Annotated in this window: 20 protein-coding genes and 1 pseudogene; 12 read left to right on the top strand and 9 right to left on the bottom strand. The window is 65.1% G+C overall.

Features of this window, described 5'->3' with window-relative positions; translation table 11 throughout:
* Positions 1-55: 55 nt before the first annotated feature.
* From ACVIIV_RS36835 to ACVIIV_RS36825, 3 genes are all read right to left on the bottom strand, one after another.
* A complete protein-coding gene (locus ACVIIV_RS36835) occupies positions 56-361 on the bottom strand; it encodes a hypothetical protein (protein WP_456748576.1) in 306 nt (101 codons plus the stop codon).
* Positions 362-443: 82 nt separating this feature from the next.
* A complete protein-coding gene (locus ACVIIV_RS36830) occupies positions 444-716 on the bottom strand; it encodes a hypothetical protein (protein WP_456748575.1) in 273 nt (90 codons plus the stop codon).
* Between the two features lie 134 nt (positions 717-850).
* The gene (locus ACVIIV_RS36825; protein WP_456748574.1) at positions 851-3,538 is read right to left on the bottom strand and encodes a flavin-containing monooxygenase; all 2,688 of its coding nucleotides are present in this window, start codon (positions 3,536-3,538) and stop codon (positions 851-853) included.
* A gap of 227 nt (positions 3,539-3,765) precedes the next feature.
* On the opposite strand from ACVIIV_RS36825, the gene ACVIIV_RS36820 reads away from it, so the two are divergent.
* Together ACVIIV_RS36820 and ACVIIV_RS36815 are read left to right on the top strand one after the other, a co-directional pair.
* Positions 3,766-3,975 carry a hypothetical protein gene (locus ACVIIV_RS36820; RefSeq protein WP_456748573.1) on the top strand — a complete coding sequence of 70 codons (210 nt, stop codon included), beginning with the start codon at positions 3,766-3,768 and terminating at the stop codon, positions 3,973-3,975.
* Positions 3,976-4,050: 75 nt separating this feature from the next.
* Positions 4,051-5,520 (top strand): carboxylesterase/lipase family protein, encoded by a 1,470-nt coding sequence (locus tag ACVIIV_RS36815; RefSeq protein ID WP_456748572.1) that lies wholly within the window; start codon positions 4,051-4,053, stop codon positions 5,518-5,520.
* A 7-nt stretch (positions 5,521-5,527) separates the two neighbouring features.
* Here the strand turns inward: ACVIIV_RS36815 and ACVIIV_RS36810 are convergent, their stop codons facing one another.
* On the bottom strand, positions 5,528-5,707 hold the full coding sequence (locus ACVIIV_RS36810) for a hypothetical protein (protein WP_027572935.1): 180 nt from the start codon (positions 5,705-5,707) through the stop codon (positions 5,528-5,530).
* Between the two features lie 156 nt (positions 5,708-5,863).
* On the opposite strand from ACVIIV_RS36810, the gene ACVIIV_RS36805 reads away from it, so the two are divergent.
* Complete coding sequence (locus tag ACVIIV_RS36805; protein WP_456748571.1) at positions 5,864-6,658, top strand: DODA-type extradiol aromatic ring-opening family dioxygenase; 795 nt, start codon at positions 5,864-5,866, stop codon at positions 6,656-6,658.
* Positions 6,659-6,701: 43 nt separating this feature from the next.
* Here ACVIIV_RS36805 and ACVIIV_RS36800 read toward each other — a convergent pair whose 3' ends face one another.
* From ACVIIV_RS36800 to glgC, 3 genes are all read right to left on the bottom strand, one after another.
* Positions 6,702-6,962: a SemiSWEET transporter gene (locus ACVIIV_RS36800; protein ID WP_456748570.1), complete on the bottom strand. Its 261-nt coding sequence runs from the start codon at positions 6,960-6,962 to the stop codon at positions 6,702-6,704.
* Between the two features lie 125 nt (positions 6,963-7,087).
* Complete coding sequence (glgA, locus tag ACVIIV_RS36795; RefSeq protein ID WP_456748569.1) at positions 7,088-8,545, bottom strand: glycogen synthase GlgA; 1,458 nt, start codon at positions 8,543-8,545, stop codon at positions 7,088-7,090.
* The gene (glgC, locus tag ACVIIV_RS36790) at positions 8,542-9,804 is read right to left on the bottom strand and encodes a glucose-1-phosphate adenylyltransferase (protein WP_456748568.1); all 1,263 of its coding nucleotides are present in this window, start codon (positions 9,802-9,804) and stop codon (positions 8,542-8,544) included. The genes glgA and glgC overlap by 4 nt, the downstream gene beginning before the upstream one ends.
* 334 nt (positions 9,805-10,138) lie before the next feature.
* Here glgC and ACVIIV_RS36785 point away from each other — a divergent pair, with 334 nt between their 5' ends.
* A complete protein-coding gene (locus ACVIIV_RS36785; protein ID WP_456748567.1) occupies positions 10,139-10,573 on the top strand; it encodes a hypothetical protein in 435 nt (144 codons plus the stop codon).
* Between the two features lie 123 nt (positions 10,574-10,696).
* Here ACVIIV_RS36785 and ACVIIV_RS36780 read toward each other — a convergent pair whose 3' ends face one another.
* Complete coding sequence (locus ACVIIV_RS36780; protein ID WP_456748566.1) at positions 10,697-11,677, bottom strand: ABC transporter substrate-binding protein; 981 nt, start codon at positions 11,675-11,677, stop codon at positions 10,697-10,699.
* 486 nt (positions 11,678-12,163) lie between these two features.
* Here ACVIIV_RS36780 and ACVIIV_RS36775 point away from each other — a divergent pair, with 486 nt between their 5' ends.
* From ACVIIV_RS36775 to ACVIIV_RS36740, 8 genes and pseudogenes are all read left to right on the top strand, one after another.
* Positions 12,164-13,264 (top strand): ABC transporter substrate-binding protein, encoded by a 1,101-nt coding sequence (locus tag ACVIIV_RS36775; protein ID WP_456748565.1) that lies wholly within the window; start codon positions 12,164-12,166, stop codon positions 13,262-13,264.
* On the top strand, positions 13,242-14,264 hold the full coding sequence (locus tag ACVIIV_RS36770) for an ABC transporter permease (protein WP_456748564.1): 1,023 nt from the start codon (positions 13,242-13,244) through the stop codon (positions 14,262-14,264). Before ACVIIV_RS36775 ends, ACVIIV_RS36770 begins: the two co-directional genes overlap by 23 nt.
* A complete protein-coding gene (locus ACVIIV_RS36765; RefSeq protein ID WP_456748563.1) occupies positions 14,258-15,055 on the top strand; it encodes an ABC transporter ATP-binding protein in 798 nt (265 codons plus the stop codon). Before ACVIIV_RS36770 ends, ACVIIV_RS36765 begins: the two co-directional genes overlap by 7 nt.
* Positions 15,049-16,221: an acyl-CoA dehydrogenase family protein gene (locus tag ACVIIV_RS36760; RefSeq protein ID WP_456748562.1), complete on the top strand. Its 1,173-nt coding sequence runs from the start codon at positions 15,049-15,051 to the stop codon at positions 16,219-16,221. The genes ACVIIV_RS36765 and ACVIIV_RS36760 overlap by 7 nt, the downstream gene beginning before the upstream one ends.
* A gap of 20 nt (positions 16,222-16,241) precedes the next feature.
* Positions 16,242-17,342, top strand: coding sequence for an LLM class flavin-dependent oxidoreductase (locus ACVIIV_RS36755; protein ID WP_456748561.1), 1,101 nt, complete (start codon positions 16,242-16,244; stop codon positions 17,340-17,342).
* 368 nt (positions 17,343-17,710) lie between these two features.
* The gene (locus ACVIIV_RS36750) at positions 17,711-18,556 is read left to right on the top strand and encodes a CmcJ/NvfI family oxidoreductase (protein ID WP_456748560.1); all 846 of its coding nucleotides are present in this window, start codon (positions 17,711-17,713) and stop codon (positions 18,554-18,556) included.
* A 26-nt stretch (positions 18,557-18,582) separates the two neighbouring features.
* Positions 18,583-18,699 (top strand): annotated as a pseudogene (locus ACVIIV_RS36745) (RlpA-like double-psi beta-barrel domain-containing protein); the annotation flags it as partial.
* A 43-nt stretch (positions 18,700-18,742) separates the two neighbouring features.
* Complete coding sequence (locus tag ACVIIV_RS36740) at positions 18,743-19,912, top strand: Gfo/Idh/MocA family oxidoreductase (RefSeq protein WP_456748559.1); 1,170 nt, start codon at positions 18,743-18,745, stop codon at positions 19,910-19,912.
* 253 nt (positions 19,913-20,165) lie between these two features.
* Here the strand turns inward: ACVIIV_RS36740 and ACVIIV_RS36735 are convergent, their stop codons facing one another.
* The gene (locus ACVIIV_RS36735; protein ID WP_456748558.1) at positions 20,166-21,476 is read right to left on the bottom strand and encodes an ABC transporter substrate-binding protein; all 1,311 of its coding nucleotides are present in this window, start codon (positions 21,474-21,476) and stop codon (positions 20,166-20,168) included.
* Between the last annotated feature and the right edge of the window lie 178 nt (positions 21,477-21,654).

The raw sequence follows: 21,654 nt of genomic DNA, 5'->3' as shown, positions 1-21,654 counted from the left end.
GCGGCAAGCGCATCCGAGCTTGCTTTCCTGTCTGCGCAATTGAAACCACGCCCGCTCAGCTGTGGCTCTCGACGAAGTCGCTGAGATAATCGGGGAGTTCTATGCCGTAGATGTCGCAGCGCGCCTTTATCTCACCGACGACGTCGGTCGAGATGTCCTTCATCCAGTGCTCGAGCGTGTTGAATGAGATCACCTTGATGGGATCATTGAAGCAGCCGGCGACGAACTCGCCGATGGTGGCTTCAAGATCGCTGCGCTCGATAGGGATTTCGGTCGCCTCGTCGCGGCGATCGATCACCACGAAGAGAGTCTGGTCTGCGCCGTAGGGCACGACGGGAGATGATACGCCAGCTTCAATCATGTGAGGTGCTCACGTCTGGCTTCCGATCCCTGACAACGGGAAGAACCGGAAGAATGTTCCTACGCGCGATTGTGAAGCGCCGTCAGAGGAATTCACGTAAGCGCGAGAGCTCGATGACGTGTTCGGGCGAGAGGACCTCCGTGACCAGCGGCGGCTGCGCCGCCGTGCGAATCTCGTAGAGGTGCCGGGTTGCCGCCGGCTTCTCCATGAACGCCGAGATGCACTCGTCGAGCGTGCCTTCACTCACCTGATAGGACTCTCTGTCCGGCCTTCGCTGGTTTGCAAGCGACGGCCATTTATGCAGCACCGCGAGCGCGCCGAAATCGACCTTTGAATCCCCGACCACGTCCCCCATCGCCCGCCTCACGCAGAAGACGGCCCCAGCACACGGATTCGCGTGCCGGGGCCTACACACCTATCGCTGCATCTCAATGCCACGACCACCCAACGCGGTAGCCGGGAAAAGGTTCCCGGCCGTCTCGACGCTCCTCAGCTCGCGGCGGCCGCGATCCTGTGCCCCGGGCTGGCGTGGCCCTGGCTGCTCTCGTCGCCGCGGCTGATCTCCGGCGGCAGTCCCGCGAAGCGCCGCAAGGCGCCGGCCATCTGCACCCGGCCCGACACGCCGGTGATCACCACGTCGACCATGGTGAAGGAGGAGTGGAAATGGCCGTGCGCCTTAAGCTGTTCGACCGGGACACCTGCGGCTTGCATCGCCTCGGCATAGGCGACGCCCTCGTCCCGCAACGGATCGAACTCGCAGGTGACGACGAAGGCCGGCGGCAGCCTTTCGACCTTGCCACGCAGCGGCGAGACGCGCGGGTCGGTGCGGTCGGCCGGCGAGCAATAGAGGTCCCAGAACCAGTACATCAGCGAGCGCGTCAGGAAATAGGCGGTCCCATTGTCGTTGTAGGAGGGCCGATCGAAGCTGCAGTCGGTGACCGGACAGATCAGAAGCTGGCCGGCGATTTCAGGACCGCCACGGTCGCGCGCGAGCTGGCAGGTGACCGCAGCGATGTTGCCGCCGGCGCTCCAGCCTGCCACCAGCACCGGGCCTGCCTTGCCGCCGAGCTCGGCGGCGTGCTCGGCGATCCAGCGCGTCGCTGCATAGCCGTCTTCCGCCGCGGTCGGGAAGCGATGCTCCGGCGCGTGGCGATAGCCGACGCTGACGAACATCATGCCGGTCCTGCGTACCATGTCGCGGCAGAATGGCTCGTCCGACTGCTCGTCGCCGAGCACCCAGCCGCCGCCGTGGAAATAGACCACGACCGGATGTGGTCCCGGCGTTGCCGGCTTGTAGACACGGTAGGGCAGCGGCCCGCCGGCGCCGGGCAGGGTGCCGTCGACGATCTCGCCGATCGGCCGTCCTGCCGGCCGGCTCTTGTTGAACTCGTTGACGAAGGCGCGCGCGCCTTCCGCGCCCATCGACTCGATCGGGGGCAGGTTGAGCGAGGCGAGCAGGTTGAGCACCAGCCGCACATCGGGCTGCAGGCGCACCACCTCGCCGTCATTGCATTGCGCAGCGCCATTGGGGCCGGTGAGCCTGAAGCCGAGCATGCCGCGGCTGACCACCTCGTCGCAGATGCTGCGATAGGGGCCGACGCCGCCGGTATAGGGCATCAGCCCCTGCACCTTGCCGGGCACGTTGGCGCCCGTGTACCAGGTGTTGGCGAGCCGGTGCAGCGTCAGCATCGAGCAGTCGGCCATGTGCCGGCCCCATCCGGCCTGCGCCGTCTCGGTCGGCTCCATCGCGGTGAAGCCGGCATCGCGCAGCGCGGCAAGGCGATCGACCACCCAGTCGACATGCTGCTCGATCGACACCGCCATGTTGGACAGCACCGACGGGCTGCCGGGGCCGGTGATCATGAAGAAGTTCGGGAAGCCGGCGACCGTGAGGCCGAGATAGGTCTGCGGCCCCTGCGCCCAGACATCGCTGAGCGACCTGCCGCCGCGCCCGGTGATCGGATGCACGGCCCGGATCGCGCCGGTCATCGCATCGAAGCCGGTCGCGAACACGATGACGTCGAGGTCGAAGCTGCGGCCGTTCGTGGAGATGCCGCTCGCCGTGATCGCCTTGATCGGCTCCTGGCGCAGATTGACCAGCGTGACGTTCGGCCGGTTGTAGGTGGCGTAATAATTGGTGTCGAGGCAGGGACGCTTGGCGCCGAAGGGATGGTCATGCGGCGTGAGTGCCGCGGCGGTCTCGGGATCCTTGACGGCGGCGCGGATCTTCTCGCGGATCAGGTCCTGGACGATCTTGTTGCCGTCGACGTCCACGGCCTGGTCGGCCCAGAGCTGCGTCAGGATGTGGACGAGGTCGCCGGCCGCCCAGGCCCGTTCGAACCGCTCGCGGCGCTCGGCATCGCTCAATTGCCAGCTCACGACCGTCTGCTGCGGATAGGGCACCCCGGCCATCGACTGGCGCGCCTGCTCCCGATATGCCGCGCGGTCGCCTTGCAGCAGGCTCATGCGGTCGGAGGGAGCGGGGCCATTATGCGCGGGCAGCGCGAAATTCGGGGTGCGCTGGAACACGGTGAGATGTGTGGCCTGTTCGGCGATCAGCGGGATCGACTGGATCGCTGACGAGCCCGTGCCGATCACGGCGACGCGTTTTCCCGCGAGATCGACACCGTCATGCGGCCAGCGGCCGGTGAAATAGACCTCGCCCTTGAAGTCCTTGACGCCGTCGATCTCCGGCGGCTTGGGCGCGGAGAGGCAACCGGTGGCCATGATGTAATGGCGGCAGGAGACGGGTAGCCCATTGTCGGTGGTGATGAGCCAGCGCTCGGACGCTTCGTCCCATCTGGCTTCGGTGACCTTGGTCTTGAAGCGAATGTCGCGGCGCAAACCGTAGCGGTCGGCGACGAAGCCGAGATAGCGCAAGATCTCGGGCTGGGTCGCGTATTTCTCCGACCATGTCCAGGCCGTCTCGAGCTCCGGATCGAAGGTGTAGCTGTAGTCGATGGTCTGGATGTCGCAGCGCGCGCCCGGATAGCGGTTCCAGTACCAGGTGCCGCCGACATCGTCGGCCTCTTCGAGGCCGACCGCCGAGAGCCCTGCCTTGCGCAGGCGATGGAGAAGATAGAGGCCGGCAAATCCGGCGCCGACCACGGCGACATCGACCTGCTGAGCGGTTCCGCGCTCATCGGAGGCACGTGTGGCAACCATCGCGTCAGACATGGCATTCCTCCCGTGTGTTTTGTTTTGCCGGCAAGCTATCGCCGCAGGTTCAGCTTGTCATTACAGCAAGTGCAATCCCCGGTGGTCGTTTGCGGCGGCATCGTGACCGCGCGAATGTTGCGGCACCACACGCACCGCGATGCACAATGGCCGTGATAGCCCGGGGTAATCAGACCGCATCCTTCTGTGTATGCTTGCGCTTACAAGCCACGCGTACCCTGGGCGTCATGACAGAGTTGAGTGAGCGCACCAAAGCGAACATGGACGTCGTCCTCGAGGAGACGTGCCGGCAACTGCCGTATGGCGGCGATCACGACAGCCGCAGGTTCATCGCCGAGCGCCTCATCGAGGCGGCGCAGTCCGGCCACTCCACCCTCGGCGAGCTCGGCATCGTTGCCCGCCGCGCGCTCGCGGAGCTGATGGGCAAAGGCAGCTAGGCGCGGGCGCGAGGCTTGCCTCGCCGGCGGCTCTGGACATAACCTGCCGGAATCCTTCATCGAGATCGTTCGAAGATGCGGGCCTTGCTTGCACTTGTTGCGGCTTCCGCAGTCCTGTGTTGCGCACGATCGGCCGTGGCTCAGCCGGTCGGACAATTTCCATTCGCGCTGACGCGCGAGGGACAGATGCTCGGCGCCGTCGAAGGCGAGGTCGCATCCTTCAAGGGACTGGCTTACGCGGCCCCGCCGGTCGGCGCGCTGCGCTGGCACCCGCCGCAACCGACGGCCGAAAGTTCGGAGATGCGCACCGCCTACCACTACGGCGCCCCGTGCCTTCAACCGTCGCTGCCGGAAGCGAGCGAGGATTGCCTGACGCTGAACGTGTTTCGTCCTTTCGGGGTCGACGGCCCATTGCCGGTGATGGTGTTCATCCATGGCGGCGCGTTCATCTCGGGCACCGCGAACGATCCACTGTTCGATGGTGCCAAGCTGGCGCAGGCGGGGCTCATCGTGGTCACCGTGAATTATCGCCTCGGCGCGCTCGGCTGGCTCACGCACCCGGCGCTGTCGGACGACGGCTCCGGCAATTTCGGCCTGATGGACCAGATCGCCGCGCTGCACTGGGTGCACGACAATATCGCGGCCTTCGGCGGCGATCGTGATAACGTCACGTTGTTTGGCAGCGATGCAGGCGCGACATCGATCGCGCTCCTGATGCTGTCTGCGCAAGCGCGCGATCTCTTTCAGAAGGCCATCCTGCAATCGGTGCCCGGCCGCGCGCGCCTGCGGCCGGCGCAAGAGGCGGAGGCCGTGGGCCGGCAGTTCGTGGCCGCGCTTGGGCCGAAGACCGATTTGCGTTCAGCCGAGCCGCGGCGCCTGCTGGCCGCCGAAAAACAATTGCTGGCGAAATCGCCACGCAGCTTCGCGCCGATGATGGACGGACGTCTGGTGACCGAGGACCTTGCCGCAGGCTTTGCGGCCGGACATCAAAGCGGCATTCCGCTGATCATCGGCTCGAACGACGACGAGACGGGTTTTGACAATGAGTCCGATATCAAGGAGGAACTTGCATCGTCCGGCATTGCCGGTAGTGAGCTGCGTCAGCTCTATCCCGGTCTCGCCAGGCCTTCGGATCTCGCGGCAAGGTTTTACACTGACAAGGTCTTCTCGGAGCCGGTGCGGCTGCTGGCCCGCCTGCACGCGGCAAGCGGCGCGCCGACCTTTCGCTACCGTTTCGCCCATGTGCCGGAGGCGAGGGGCGCGAATCCGGAAGTCGGCCACGGACGGGAGTTGCAGTTCATCTTCGGTGCGGAAGGCGTGCCCGGTGCAGGCATCTTGTCGCGACGCGATCGCGCGGTCGCAAGCCGCATGCGCGCCTACTGGATCAATTTCGCCAGAAGCGGCGATCCCAATGGTCCCGACCTGCCGCGCTGGGACGCGGCGGATGGCGATCGCCTGCTGCTGATCACGAACGATCGCATCGCGAGCGGAGACGATCCCCTCGCGGAGCGTCTCGATCGGCTCGCAGGTGAGGGCAGGAGATGAGCTGGATCTAAGCCGCGAGCTCGACGCGCGGCGCCGGGCTCAGCCGGTCTTCCTCCAGATAATCTATCGCGCCGTCCTTCTCGACGGCATAGAACTGCTGGCCTTCCCTGGACTTGAAGGCCGCGCGGACGACACCGCGGCGGCCCTTGTCACTGTTGACGACGTCCCCCAGCGCAAACTTCCTCATCTCACGTCTCACTCGTCTTCAGGCCGACTGCTTCGGCCACACCGGGGATTCTGAGCGGCAAATCGTTAACGACTTGCTAACCATGCTGCTTTGCCTATGCTCACCGCAGATCGTGCGGACAGCTCGCACGCGCCTGTTGTCAACGAGACGAGCCTCATGACGCGATTTCCGACCCTCTTCCTGTCGCATGGCGGCGGCCCCTGGCCCTTCATGGAGGACAGGCGGGTGCAATATGCCAAGACCGCCGAGGCGTTCGGCCGTCTGCCGCAGCTTCTGCCCGAGAGACCGAAGGCCGTGCTCGTCATCACCGGCCATTGGGAGGCCGACGCCTTTACCGTGTCGACCTCGCCGCATCCGCCGATGGTCTACGACTATTACGGTTTCCCCGAGCATACCTACCACCTCAAATATCCGGCGCCGGGCAAGCCCGAGCTCGCCGCGCAAGTGAAGGCGCTGCTCACGCATGCCGGCCTCGATTGCCGCGAAGATTCCAACCAGGGCTTTGACCATGGCACGTTCGTGCCGCTCGGCCTGATGTATCCGAACGCCGACATGCCGATCGTGCTGCTCTCGTTGAAGTCGAGCTATGACGCGGCCGAGCACGTCAAGGTGGGACAGGCGATCGCACCCTTGCGCGACGAAGGCATTCTGATCGTCGGCAGCGGGCTGACCTATCACAACATGCGTGGCTTCAACCGGCCGGAGTCGAAGCCGGTCTCGTATGATTTCGAGGCCTATCTGAACGAGGCGATCAGCAGCCCGGATGCGGCGCGCCGCAATGCGATGCTGGTCGACTGGGAGAACGCGCCCAGCGCGCGCCTTGCGCATCCGCGCGAGGACCATCTGCTGCCGCTGATGGTGGCGGCCGGTGCCGCCGGCAGCGACGTCGGACGCCGCGTCTTCGTCGACGAGGTCGCGAATGTGGCGATGGCGTCGTATGTGTTTGGATAACTTCTCTCCCTCTCCCCGCTCGCGGTGAGAGGTGAAGAAAAGCTCACCCGTACCGCAGCTTCATCACCAGGATGCCGCCGGCGAGCACCATCGTGATGGCGTTGGCGGCGACGAGCGGCGCATCGCCGGAGAGCAGGCCGTAGGCGAGCCAGAGCGCCAGGCCCAGCACCATGACCAGGAACATGCCGAGCGAGATGTCGCCGGTGGAGCGGGTCTTCCATACCTTGATGGCCTGCGGCGCGTAGGCCACGGTGGTGCAGGTGGCGGCGGCAAAGCCGATGAGCTTGATCACGAGGGGTTCCATGCCGGTTCTATAACATGGATTCGGCCATGCCTGGAGCTTCGTTCCGATTTCATCGGAGCGAAGCTCCAATTCTTGTTTTGACGCGTTTTCTTGACGCGAACCGGTGCCCACTTCGCTCGAAAACGCTACGTCCCGCGGGCCGCCATCAGCCCGCGATAGAGCGCGGCATAGTCGCCGGCGCGGTTGCGCCAGGAGACGTCGGTCGCAAGGCCGCTTCGTTGCAGCCGGCGCCAGGTCAGCTTGTCGTGGAAGACGGTGTTGGCCTTGCGCAGCGTGCCGGCGAGGGCATCGGCCGTCACGGGGCCGAACTTGAATCCGGTGGCATCGTGGCCGGACGGATCGGCCTCGCCGATATCGACGATGGTGTCTTCGAGGCCGCCGACGCGGGAGACGATCGGCACGGCGCCATAGCGCAGCGCGCAGAGCTGGGTCAGGCCGCACGGCTCGAACCGCGAAGGCACGATCAACGCGTCCGAACCGGCCTGGATCAGATGCGCCAGAATCTCGTCATAGCCGACCACGACGCCGATCCGGCCGGGGTTGGCGCGGGCCGCAGCCTGGTAGCGATCCTGCAGATCGCGGTCGCCGCTGCCGAGCAGTGCGAGCTGCATGCCTTCGCGCAAGATGGTCGGAATGGCCTCGAGCAGGAGATCGAGCCCCTTCTGCCACGATAGCCGGCTGATGACGCCGAGCAGCGGCGCTTCGTCCAAGGAATCGAGGTTGAACTGCTGCTGCAGCACCGCCTTGTTCGCGGCGCGGAACGTCAGGTCCTCGGCGCCGAAGCGGTAGGCGATGTGCGGATCCTCCTGCGGATTCCACACCGATATGTCGATGCCATTGAGAATGCCGCTCAGCACGCCCGAGCGTTCACGAAGCAGACCGCCGAGCCCCATGCCGCCTTCGTCGCTCTGGATTTCCTTCGCGTAGGTCGGCGATACCGTGGTGATGCGATCGGCGAAGCGCAGGCCGGCCTTCAAGAAGCTGATGCCGCCGAAATATTCCAGCGCCTGAACGTTGAGCGAGTCCCAGGGCAGGCCGATTGATCCGATCAACTCGGAAGCGAACTTGCCCTGATAGGCCATGTTGTGAATGGTCATCACGGTGCCCGGCCGCGGTCGGTTGTCGTAGTGCAGATAAGCCGGCGCGAGCCCCGCCTGCCAGTCATGGGCGTGCACGATGTCGGGCACGAAGGCCGGCACGAGGCCGTGGCCGATATCCGCGGCCACGCGCGACAGCGCCGCGAAGCGCACGCCGTTGTCCGGCCAGTCGATGCCCTCGGCGGTGACATAGGGGTTGCCCGGCCGCGCGTAGAGATGCGGCACGTCCAGCACGAACAGATCGAGCCCGTCATACGAGCCCGCCAGCAGCCGCCCGGGGCCGCCGAAATAATCCGGCCAGCGCCGGAGTTCCTCTGCGTCTGACACAAGGCGCATCACGTCGGGATAGCCGGGCATCAAGGTGCGCATCTCGACGCCATGCGCCTTCAGCGCAGCCGGCAGCGCACCGGCGACATCCGCAAGGCCGCCGGTCTTGACGAGGGGATAGACTTCAGAGGCGACCGCAAGGACGCGAACAGGCGTCATGTATTGAGCCTGTCGATCATCGGCTGGGTGATCAGCGAGATGCCCTGCTCGGTGGTGCGGAAGCGCTTCCCGTCGAACTCGGGATCCTCGCCGACGACGAGCCCCTCCGGAATCTCGACGCCGCGGTCGATCACGACGTTCGCCAAGCGAGCACCGCGGCCGACATTCACATAGGGCATGATCACGGCGTTCTCGACATTGGCGTAGGAGTTGATGCGCACGCCCGTGAACAACAACGAGCGGCGCAGCGAGGCGCCTGAGATGATGCAGCCGCCGGAGACCAGCGAGCTCACCGCCTGACCGCGCCGGCTCTCCTCGTCGTGGACGAATTTCGCCGGTGGCGTGATCTCCGCGTAGGACCAGATCGGCCAGGCGCGATCGAACAGGTCGAGCTCGGGCACGACGTCGGTGAGGTCGATATTGGCGGCCCAATAGGCGTCGACAGTGCCGACGTCGCGCCAATAGGCGCGGGGATCGCTCCCGGAGCGGACGCAGGAGGTCGAGTACTGGTGCGCCATCGCGCGGCCGTTCTTGACGATATAGGGGATGATGTCCTTGCCGAAATCGTGGTTGGAGTTCGGGTCTTCGGCGTCGCGCTTGAGCTGGTCGAACAGGAATTTCGCGTCGAACACGTAGATGCCCATGCTGGCGAGCGAGACGTCCGGCTTGCCGGGCATCGGCGGCGGATCTTTCGGCTTCTCCAGGAACGACTGGATCCAGCCGTTCTCGTCGATATGCATGATGCCGAAGCCCGAGGATTCCGCCCGCGGCATCTCGAGGCAGCCGACGGTAACGTCGGCGCCGCTCTCGACGTGCTGGCGCAGCATCACCTCGTAGTCCATTTTATAGATGTGGTCGCCGGCCAGCACCACGATGAAGCGGCAGGCGTGGGACTCGATGATGTCGATGTTCTGGTACACCGCGTCCGCCGTGCCGACATACCACATGGTCTCGGACACGCGCTGGCTGGCGGGGAGGATGTCAAAACTCTCGTTGCGTTCGGGGCGGAAGAAATTCCACCCCATCTGGAGATGCCGGATCAGGCTGTGCGCCTTGTACTGGGTTGCGACCGCGATACGGCGGATACCCGAGTTCACCGCATTCGACAGCGCGAAATCGATGATCCGGGATTTGCCGCCGAAATAGACTGCCGGCTTGGCGCGCCGGTCGGTCAGCTCCAGGAGCCGGCTGCCGCGTCCTCCGGCCAGGACGAACGCCAGAGCTTGGCGGGCAAGCGGCTCGGGTCTCGCGGCACTCATGTCATCCTCCCACAACTCCGGCGCTCGCGAGAAGCCTCCCGGCCGCGCACATTGGAACCGATACTAATGGCACGAATAGTAAATCGTGAAGGTGGTTGTTGGTTGCGAATGCACGGGAAGCTTAATGCTTTGCCCGGGTGATCGGGCCTCAGGCGCCGTCGTGAGGGTGTCACAGGCGGCGAGGTCGTCAACCCTCGCCGGGCACCGGTTGATCAATCGGAGGCATGCGTCTTGTGCGGTGCACGCAAATTCCAGGCTTTGACTTGGCGCAAGGATGCACGATCATGACGCTGCGATCCTTTTCCAAGCGAAAGGTCAGACAGGGAGTAAGACGATGAGGATCTGGAAAACGGCAATTGCCTGTTCGCTGGCCGGCGTGGTGATCGCCGGCCACATCGAGCAGGCGGCGGCAGCCCCGCTGCCGACCAACGTCGCGACGATGAAGGCTGCGGCCGGCGACAACGTCGCGCAGGTGCATTGGCGCGGCGGCGGATGGGGTTGGGGTCTTGGCGGTCTCGCGGCCGGCGCGATCATCGGCGGCGCCCTCGCGGCCGGCGCCCCTTACGGCTATTATGGCGGACCGTATTACGGCGGCTACGGCTACGGATATCCGGGCTACGGCTATGGTTATGCCCCCGCCTATTACGGCGGCTACGGCTACGCACCGGCCTATCCGCGATATTATCGACCCTATCGTCCGTACTACAGCTATGGCTACTACCGGCCGTATCGCGTCTATCACCGTCACTATTACCGCAGATATTGGTGAGGCCGCGCGGCTAGAACGAGAGCCACACGATCAGGCTCATGCATGCCAAATGCATGAGCACGATCGCGGCGAGATGCAGTGGGCCGGGGTTGAGGCGAAGCCTGCGCATCCCGCTGTCGTCGCCTAGTTCGATCCCGCGGCTGCAGCCGTGAAGCTGCGGTCGACGGCTTTGCTGACGTCGAGCTTCTTCGGCAGGATGCCGTAACGCGTCGAGCGGTTGGAGGCTTGCTGCACCTCCTTGATCACGGTCTCGTCGATCACGATCGGGCTGGTGCGCTGCGCGGCGTAGGCTGACAGCAGCACGTCTTCGGGCAGCTTCGTCAGCTCCGCCGTGTTCTTGGCATATTCGGGAAGGTGATCCAGCGACCACAGCCGCGCCTTGTTCAGCCGCTGCACCAGATCCTGCACCGCCGCGCGTTTGGTGGCGATGGCGTTGTCGGAGGCGACGATGAAGGTGATGGTCGGCGTCAGCCCTTCGCCGTCGGCGATTACACGGGCCTTGTCCTTCAACGTCGCGAACGAGACATAGGGCTCCCACACCGCCCAGGCGTCGATCGAGCCGGCGAGCAGGGCGATCTTGGCATCGACCGGGCCGAGCGGCGCGAAGGTCGCATCCTCCAGCTTGATCTGCGCCTTCTCCAGCGTGGCGTCGATCAGGAATTGGCCCCAGCCGCCGCGCGTGCCGGCAAGCCGTTTGCCCTTGAGGTCTGCAGCCGATTTGATCGGCGAATCCTGGCGCACCAGGATGGCCTGCGTCTTCGCGTCCGACCTCGTGCCGCCGATCGCCTTGATCGGCGCGCCCGCTGCATAGACCGAGAGGAACGAGAGATCGCCGGTGTAGCCGACGTCGAGCGCGCCGGCGTTGAGTGCCTCCAGGATCGGTGCGGCCGCAGGGAATTCCGACCATTCGATCTTGTAGGGCAGGTCCTTCGCATAGCCGGAGATCTCGAGCAGCGATCGGTTGCCGCCCTTCTGGTCGCCGACGCGCAGCACGACCGTATCCGCGGCAAACGCTGCGGCCGTCGTCGACAAGGTGACGGCGGCGGCGAACAGCGACAATGCGAGCCGGCGTGTGATGGAATGATCGGGGGAGTTGATGTTCATATGATTTGTCTTGCTTCTGTCTTGTTGCTTTGCTCACGACGCGCGGGTGAGCGATGCGTCGAGACGATGAAGTCTATGACCGTGCAACACGCAGTCAATGAAATGGCCATTCGTATTGCAGATGCGTCAGGCAATGACGTTTCAGCGAACCGCCGCTTTCGAGAACGTGCGGCGTGTACAGCCGAAGATGCGCAAAAATGGAGCAGGAGAGCAGAGTCGCATTGGCCTCCGCCACCGATGCATCGCCGAAAATCCTTTCATCGTCGCTGCGCGCGGCGATGGAGAGAATGACTTCTCTGCGCGCAACATTCGAAATTCCATTTCATTGACGATGCGGCGAGTGAGCCGCATCATTCGCCCATCGCATCAGCGCGGCGCACCGGGCGCCGCCGGAAGGATTTCTCTCAACGCAGCTCCGCACGGAACTTGCGCAACGCGAACCGTTGCGCACATGGCGGAGCCGTGCCAGCGCAGGAGTGGGGACGGATGAACAACGACGACAAGCATGGCGGATCGAGGCTCGACCGGCGCCATCTGCTCCAGGCGGGATTGGCTGCGGCCTTCGCGGCGCCGCTCGGCGCGCTGGGTGCGCAGGCCTTTGCGCCGCGCGGGATCGCGCCCGGGATCGATTTCTCCGAGTTTCCGCTGTGCCGCACGGCCTCGGATGCACCTGCGCTCACCGGCGCGCCGCGCAAGCTGAAGCTCTCGTGGAACGCCGGCGCCGTCTGTCTCGCGCCGGTGCCGGTCGCGATCGAGCACGGTTTCTTCCAGAAGCACAATCTCGACGTCGAGCTCGTCAACTATTCCGGCTCGACCGACCAACTGCTCGAGGCGATCGCGACGGGCAAGAGCGATGCCGGTCTCGGCATGGCGCTGCGCTGGCTGAAGCCGCTGGAGCAAGGCTTTGACGTCAAGATCGCCGCCGGCACCCATGGCGGCTGCATGCGCGTGCTGTCGCGCACCGATTCCGGCGTTGCCAAGCTCGCCGATCTCAAGGGCAAGATCGTCGCGGTCGGCGATCTCGCCGGTCCCGACAAGAACTTCTTCTCGATCCAGCTCGCCAAGCTCGGCATCGATCCGGTCAAGGACGTCGACTGGCGCGCCTATCCCGGCAATCTGCTCAACGTCGCCGTCGAGAAGGGCGAGGTGCAGGCGTTCCTCTCGTCAGACCCGCTCGCTTATCTCTGGCTGAAGGACACGCAATACAAGGAGGTCGCCTCCAATCTCGACGGCGAATACCGCGAGAAGAGCTGCTGCATCCTGGGTCTGCGCGGCAGCCTGGTGCGCGAAGAGCCGCAGGTCGCGCGCGCCATCACCCAAGCGCTGCTCGATGCAGCGATGTTCACCTCGCAGAACTCTACGGTCGCGGCAAAATCGTTCCAGCCTTACGCGCCGAAGGCGGCGACGCTCGCCGATATCGAGGGCATGGTGCGCTACCACACCCACCACCATCATCCCGTCGGCGATGTGCTCAAGCGCGAGCTCAAGGCCTATGCCGACGATCTGAAGAGCGTGCAGGTGTTCAAGCAGAGCACCGACACCGCCAAGTTCGCGGAGCGCATCTATGTCGACGTATTCGCTGTCTGACGGCCTCGCCTCCGGCGCGCCGCGCAGCTCGCGCGCGCCGCTGCTCGCGACCTGGATTCGGGAATCCGGCGTCGGCGTTCTCGCGAGCGTCGCCTGGATCGCCTTCGGCCTGTCCTGCCTGTGGTGGGCGGACGTCGGCGACTGGTCGCGCACGCATTCGCTCGGCATTGCTGCTTTCGTCATCGCGGCCGTGGCGCTGTTCGGGACCGTCGGGGTCGACTATCTCGGCTCGGCGGGGAAGGCGTTGCACAAGCGTGCGCCCTGGCTGGTCGCGCTCGGCGCCTTCCTGACCGTATGGGAGGTCGCGACCGCAAAATTCGCCTGGCTGCCGCTGCCGTTCTTTCCACCGCCGCAGGCGATCATCGAGGTCTATACCGACGATCTGCCGAAGCTGCTCGACAGCGTCTTCGCCTCGGTCAAGCTGCAACTTGGCGGCTATCTGATCGGCGCCACGATCGGCTTCCTGACCGGCGTCTCGATCGGCTGGTCGCGCGCGGTCGGCTATTGGGTGCATCCGGTGCTGCGCTTCATCGGTCCGCTGCCGGCGACCGCCTGGCTGCCGATCGCCTTCTTCACCTTCCCGTCGAGCTGGAGCGCCTCGACCTTCCTGATCGCGCTGGCGACCGGCTTCCCAGTCACCGTGCTGACCTGGTCGGGCGTCGCGAGCGTCAGCAACGCCTATTACGACGTTGCGCGCACGCTCGGTGCCAAGCCTTCGTTCTTGGTGCTGAAGGTCGCGATCCCCGCCGCATTGCCGCACGTCTTCGTCGGCCTGTTCATGGGGCTCGGCTCGTCCTTCGCCGTGCTCGTCGTCGCCGAGATGATCGGTGTCAAGGCGGGACTCGGCTGGTACCTGCAATGGGCGCAGAGCTGGGCCGCCTACGCCAACATGTACGCGGCGCTGATCGTGATGTCGCTGCTCTGCTCCGGCGCGATCACGCTGCTGTTTGCGATCCGCGACCGCCTGCTGGTCTGGCAGAAGGGGACCGTCAAATGGTAGCCGCAGCTCTTGCCGATGCGGTCACGTATCCGGCCGCGGGCGCCGCGCTCGATATCGAGCAGGTCAGCCACGCCTTCGACATCGACGGCACTGAGCTGCCGGTGCTGAGCGACGTCAGCATTTCGGTCGAGCCCGGCGAGTTCGTCGCGCTGCTCGGTCCGTCCGGCTGCGGCAAGTCGACCCTGCTGCGGCTCGTTGCCGGCCTCGACAAGCCGAAGGCGGGGAGGCTGCGGGAGGACGAAGAGCGCATCAGGAGCCCGCATCCCTCGCGCGTTGTCGTGTTCCAGGATCCGACCCTGTTTCCCTGGCGGTCGGTCTGGGACAACGTCGCCCTGGGCCTCGAGGCCCAGGGCATCCTCAAGAGCCAGCGTCATCGCGTCGATGCCGCGCTCGATCTCGTCGGGCTGTCGTCCTTCCGCAATGCCTATCCGCATCAGCTTTCCGGCGGCATGGCGCAGCGCGTCGCACTCGCCCGCGCGCTGGTCAACGATCCCAAGATCCTGATCCTCGACGAGCCCCTGGGGAAGCTGGACTCGCTGACCCGCATCACCATGCAGGCCGAGCTCGTCTCACTCTGGCAGCGCAAGGGCTTTACCACGCTGCTGGTGACGCATGATGCCGAGGAGGCGCTGGTGCTCGCCAACCGCGTCATCGTCTTCAGCGATCGTCCTGCGCGCGTGAAGGCCGACATTCGCGTCGACCGTCCGTATCCGCGCCATCGCGGCGATCCGTATCTGGCCGACCTGCGCCGCCAGATCCTTGGCCTGTTGGGGTTGGATGCGACATGGTGACTTCCGTAGCCCAGGGCCGCACAGCTCGCAGCGAGCCGGACTACATCGCCCGCGCCGAGACGCTTGCGACAAGCTTTGCCACGCGTGCGGCCGAGCACGACCGCGCCGGCAGCTTTCCTTTCGAGAATTTTCGTGAGCTGTCCGAGGCGGGCCTGCTATCGCTGACGGTGCCGGCGGCTCATGGCGGTGGCGGAGCGGGCGCGCGATACGCAGCGCGCGTCGTTGGCATCATCGGCAAGGCCGATCCGTCGACCGCGCTGGTGCTGTCGATGCATTACATCAATCATCTCGTCATGGCGCGCAGCCCGACCTGGCCGGCGCGGCTGTCGCGCAAGCTCGCGCGCGAGAGCGTCGAAGGCCTTGCGCTCATCAACGCGCTGCGCGTTGAACCCGAGCTCGGCTCGCCGGCGCGCGGCGGCCTGCCGGCGACGATCGCGCGGCGTACCGAGACCGGCTGGCGCCTCTCCGGCCACAAGATCTATTCGACGGGCTCGCCGATCCTGAAATGGTACCTGGTCTGGGCGCGCACCGACGAATCCGAGCCGCGCGTCGGCCAGTTCCTGGTGCCGGCAGGTCTGCCGGGCACCCGCATCGTCGAGACCTGGGATCATCATGGCCTGCGCGCCAGCGGCAGCCATGACGTCATCTTCGACGATGTCGTGATCCCGCTGGATGCGGAGGTCGATGTGCGCAAGCCGGCGGACTGGCGCACGCTCGACGTCACGCAGGCGACCGTCCACACCGTTTTCGTCGCCGCGATCTATGACGGCGTTGCCCGCGCGGCGCGCGACTGGCTGATCGCGTTCCTGAAGCAGCGCGTGCCCGCCAGCCTCGGTGCGCCGCTCGCGACCTTGGCCCGTGCGCAGGAGATCCTCGGCGCCATCGAGGCGCGGCTTGCGGTCAATGCGCGGCTGATCGACGCGTTCGCCCGCGACTTCGACGATGGCGTCGATCTCTCCGCCGGTGAGTCCAACGTCATCAAGCTGACGGTCACCAACAACGCCGTCGCCATCGTTGAGGATGCGCTGTCGCTGACGGGCAACCACGGGCTCAGCCGCACCAATCCGCTGGAGCGGCATTATCGCGACGTGCTGTGCGGCCGCGTGCACACGCCGCAGGACGATTCCACCCGCATCGGCCTCGGCCGCGCCGCGCTCGGCCTCTAGAGATCAACAGGGAGACGATCATGTCGATCGAGTTCATCGGCTTCATCAGCAACAACAATTCGTCCGAGGCCATCGTCCGCGAGGGGCCGGTCCTCAATCCCACCCACATCGAGACGGTGGCGAAGGCGCATGAGAATGCCGGCTTCGATCGGGCGCTGCTGGCGTTCCATTCGACGTCGCCGGATGCGCTCCAGGTCGCCCAGCACGTGCTCAACCATACTGAGCGCCTCAACGTGCTGATTGCGCAGCGGCCCGGCTTCACCGCGCCGACGCTGCTGGCGCGGCAGTTCGCCGTGCTCGACCAGTTGTCCGGCGGCCGCGTCGCGCTCCATGTCATCACCGGCGGCAACGCCACCGAGCTCCGGCAGGACGGCAACACGCTCGACGACAAGGACGAGCGCTATGCCCGCACCTCCGAGTTCCTCGATGTGCTCAAGCTGGAATGGACCAGCGACAAGCCGTTTAGCTACAAGGGCAGGTACTACCAGGTCGAGAACGCCTTCTCGCAGGTGAAGCCGTATCGTCCCGAAGGCATCCGGATCTATTTCGGCGGCGCCTCGGACGCGGCGATCGACGTCGCCGGCAAGCACGCCGACACCTTTGCGCTGTGGGGCGAATCCTATGCGCAGGTGCGCGATGTCACCTCGCGCGTCCATAACGCTGCGGTAAGGCAGGGGCGGCCGACGCCGCGCTTCAGTCTCTCGGTGCGGCCGATCATTGCGGCCACAGAGAAGCAGGCCTGGGAGAAAGCAGAGGAGATCCTTGCGCGTGCCACTGCGCTGCAGGACAAGACGGGGTATCGCAAGCCGGCCGACGGCCATGCCACGGCCGGCGCGCGGCGCCTGCTCGCGCTCGCCGACCAGGGCAGCCGCATCGACAAGCGGCTCTGGACCGAGATCGCAAAACTCACCGGCGCCAACAGCAACACCACGGCGCTGGTCGGAACGCCCGAGCAGGTGGCGGAGGTCTTCGGCGATTATTACGACCTCGGCATCAGCCATTTCCTCATCCGCGGCTTCGATCCGCTGATCGACGCGATCGAATACGGTCGCGAGCTGATCCCGCTGACGCGCGAGCTGGTTGCCAAGCGCCAGGCCGTTCGCGGCGAGGCCGCGGAATGATCCGCCTCATGCTGGCCGGCGCGCTGCTGTAGCAAGCTATACTCCCGTGTCCCGGACGCGCTGCAACGCGTTTGCGTTGCTGCGCAGAGCCGGGACCCACGCCGCACGAACTGCACCTTCGGATACATGGGCCCCGGACGCAGCGCACCGCTGAAGAAGCGCTGCGCTGCGTCCGGGGCACGAGATTTCGCGAAATCTTCAAGCATCCGTGATTCAGGAAGAGCGCTTTCAGCCCAATCGCCTTTTGCAAACATTCCTTCTGCATTTTCTGCGCTCGACAACACCTTCATTGCTATTTGCATCCCCTCCCTTGCGGCCGCACACCTGCCGTCAAAAATCAATCCGACGACCACATCGGGAGACCGGCCATGGGCCTGCAAGAAACAAAAATCGAATCGCTTCCCTTCGTCACCGCTGAACTCAACTATCTCGCACCGACATCAGGCAAGCCGCGCACCTACGCCTTCGATCCGCCGCCGGGCGAGCCGAAAAGCACGTCGCTGCCCGAGCCGCATCAGGTCCCGATCTTCGATGCGCGGCTGATCGCGCAGAATTTCTCGCTCGATCGCGAGGGCTTTGCGCTGGTGCGTCATCCGACCCAGGTGAAGGACTTCTACAATGACGAGGAGGTGAGGACGGTCTACTATCCCGCCGTGGAGGCTTTCCTGCGCGCGACGCTGAAGGCCGACCGGGTCTTCATCTTCGACCACACCGTGCGCAAGCGTGTCGAGGGTGCGCCTGATATCCGCGACGGCGGCCCGCGTCAGCCGGCGACGCGCGTTCATGTCGATCAGACCGCGGTCTCCGGCGCCAACCGCGTGCGTGAGCATCTGCCTGACCAGGCCGAGGAGCTGCTGAAGGGCCGTGTGCAGGTGATCAATCTGTGGCGGCCGATCCGCGGGCCGTTGCGCGATTCACCGCTCGCAATGGCGGACGGCACGACGGTGGCGCCCGATGATCTCGTCGCCTCCGACCTGATCTATCCCAACCGCCGCGGCGAGACCTATTCGGTGAAATACAATCCGAACCACCGCTGGTTCTATTTCCCCGAGATGACGCCGGACGAGGCGCTGCTGCTGAAGTGCTACGATTCCGCAACCGACGGCCGCACCCGCTTCGGGCCGCATACCGCGTTCGTCGATCCGACCACGCCGGCCGACGCGGCGCCCCGCGAAAGCATCGAGGTTCGCACGCTGGTGTTCCACAGACAGTAACAAAGTGTGATGACCCTGCCGGGCACTGCCGCGTCAATGATCGCGGTCCTTTCATCCGCGGCCGCATCGTCGATCTCTCGGTGCCCGCCGCCCGCGCGCCTGGCATGATGAGCGCAGACGTGGTGCGGGTCTCGGTGGATTAGGCCTCTGAGCGCGCTATAGTGCCGTCCAAAGCAAGGGGGCGCTATGGCTGGGATCAGGGTTGGACTCGTCGGCTGCGGCTTCGTGTCGGAGCTGCACATGTATGCGTTCCGGCGCGTCTATGGGGTGGACGTCGAGGTCGCGGCGGTCGCCGCGCGCGGCGACCACGTCGTTGAATTCGCTGATCGACATAGCATCCCGCGCGTCTATCGCGGCTTCGCCGATCTGATCGCGGACGCCGATCTCGACGTCATCGACATCTGCACCCCGCCCAATCTTCATGCCGGAATGATCGTCGGCGCGATGCAGGCCGGCAAGCACGTCATCTGCGAAAAGCCGTTCGCCGGCTATTTCGGCCGGGAAGGTGACACCCAGCCGATCGGCAAGCACGTGCCGAAGGCGCTGATGTATGAGCGCGTGATCGAAGAGATGGACGCGACGCGCGCCGCGATCGAGCGCACCGGAAAACTCTTCATGTACGCCGAGGACTGGATCTACGCGCCGGCGGTGACCAAGACCGAGGAGATCATCAGGGCGACGAAAGACAAGATCCTGTTCATGAAGGGTGAGGAGAGCCATTCCGGCTCGCACGCCGCGCATGCCGCGCAATGGGCGATGACCGGCGGCGGCTCGCTGATCAGGATGGGATGCCATCCGCTTTCGGCCGTGCTGTATCTGAAGCAGGTCGAAGCCAAGGCGCGCGGCGAGACCATCCGCGTCGCCAGCGTCACTTGTGACGTCGGCAATGTTACCGCTGGACTGAAGCCTGAAGAGCGCGCCTACATCAAGGCCAACCCCGTCGACGTCGAGGACTGGGGCACGCTGACGGCGACGTTCTCGGACGGCACCAAGGCCACCGTGTTCTCCGGCGACATGATCATGGGCGGCGTGCGCAATTCGATCGAGACCTATACGAGCGGCGGCTCGCTGCTCGCCAACATCACGCCGAACACGCATCTGACGAGCTATCAGACCAGCGAGGAGAAGCTCGCGAGCGTCTACATCACGGAGAAAGTCGACCGCAAGACCGGCTGGCAATATGTCTGCCTCGAGGAGGAATGGACGCGCGGCTACTTGCAGGAGATCCAGGACTTCATGGAATGCGTCGCAACCGGGCGCCAGCCGCTGTCGGACCTCTCGCTGGCCTATGAGACGATCAAGGTGAACTACGCGGGGTACTGGGCGGCGGAGGAGGGACGAAGGGTGGTGTTGTAATATCACCGCTTGCACGCTGCGAACCCTTCTCCCCTTGTGGGAGAAGGTGGCATAGGCGGCCTTCGGTCGCCGTTCCTAAGTACGCCGAAGCGTAGCTTCGGCTATGGCGCCGGATGAGGGGTTTCTCTCCGCGGGTTCAAATGTGAGAGAACGCTCGCCGAGAGAAACCCCTCACCCGTCTCGCCGCTACGCGGCGAGCCACCCTCTCCCACAAGGGGAGAGGGTGCACCGCTCGTGTAGCATGACTTGCCCCTCACGCCCCGTAGGTCGAGCCCTTCGGCAGCGGGAACACCGGGTCCTGCGTGCGGATGTTGGTCGGCCACACCACCGAGATGTGCTCGCCGGCGTTCTGCATCACCACCGGCGTCGAGCGTTCGTTCTGGCCGGAGAGCGGGGTGCCCGGCGGGAAGAATTTCACGCCATAGCCCTGGATGGTGCCGCCGGCGGGGATGTCGACGTCGAGCGCCGCCTTGCGAATGGCTTCGGGCTCGAAGCTGCCGTACTTCTCCTTGGCGACCGGCAGCACGTTGTTGAGCAGCACCCAGGTCTGGTTGAAGCCCATCGAGCAGTGCGGCGGCACGTCGGTGGCGCCGGTCTTGGCCTGGTAACGCGCGACCATGGTCTTGATCAGCTCGCCCATGCCGGGCGCGAGCTTGGCGGGATCGAGCAACTGCGCCGGCACCGGGTCGATGTTGCAGAAATTGTCGATATCGGCACCGAAAGTCGCACGCAGCTTGTCGAGCTGACTGTAGCCGGCGCCGGCCCCGAACAGCATCTTGAAGCGCAGGCCGCTCTCGCGCGCCTGGCGCAGGAACAAGGTGATATCAGGGTTGTAACCGGCATGCGAGATCACGTCGGCCTTGGCGCGCTTGATCTTGGTCACGAGCACCGACAGGTCCGGCGCCGAGGCCGAATAGCCCTCGCGCAGCACGACCTGGATGCCGGCCTGCTTGGCATAGGCCTCGTCGGCAGCGGCAACGCCGACGCCATAGGGGCCGTCCTCGTGGATCAACGCGACCTTGACCTCCTTCGGGTCCATGCCGAGCTTGGCTTTCGCATGCTCGGTGATGAAGCTCGCAAAGGCCTGCCCGTATTGATCCGAATGGATCTGCGCGCGAAACACGTATTGCAGGTTCTTGTCCTTGAACACCGCGGTCGAGACCGCGGTCGTGATCCAGAGGATCTTCTTCTGCTGCTCGACCTTGGCCGCGAGCGGAACCGCATGCGAGCTCGCATAGACGCCGTTGAGGATGTCGATCTTCTCCTGGCTGATCAGGCGTTCGGCCTCGTTGATCGCAACGTCGGGCTTGCTCTGGGAATCCGCGGCGACTGGAGCAACCTTGGTCTTGCCGCCGATGCCGCCTTTCTCGTTGACGAGATCGATCGCGATCTGCGCGCCGATTGACGAGGCGACCGAGCCGCCAGCGGCGAAGGGGCCGGTGAGGTCGTAGATCAGGCCGATGCGCAATGTCTCGGCTTGCGCCTGGGCCCGTGTCCAATCGAGACTGAGTGCGGCGGCGGCAGCCGCCGATGTCTTCAGCAGCTGCCTGCGTGAAGTCGGCATCCTATCCTCCCTCAAAACCGTCTTATGATTGGTTGCTGTTGTGCTTTTTCGGGAAGTATTGGGAGCGGCAAGTGGAAAGTCAACATCGCCAAGGTCTACGAGGTGCGCCGGCCCAGAACGAATCCCGCGAAAGACAGCCTATGCCCATCACTCCGCACGGGAGCGATGGGCATGGACG

Source organism: Bradyrhizobium sp. USDA 4354 (assembly GCF_054060315.1).
This window is presented reverse-complemented; position numbering and strand designations above follow the sequence as displayed.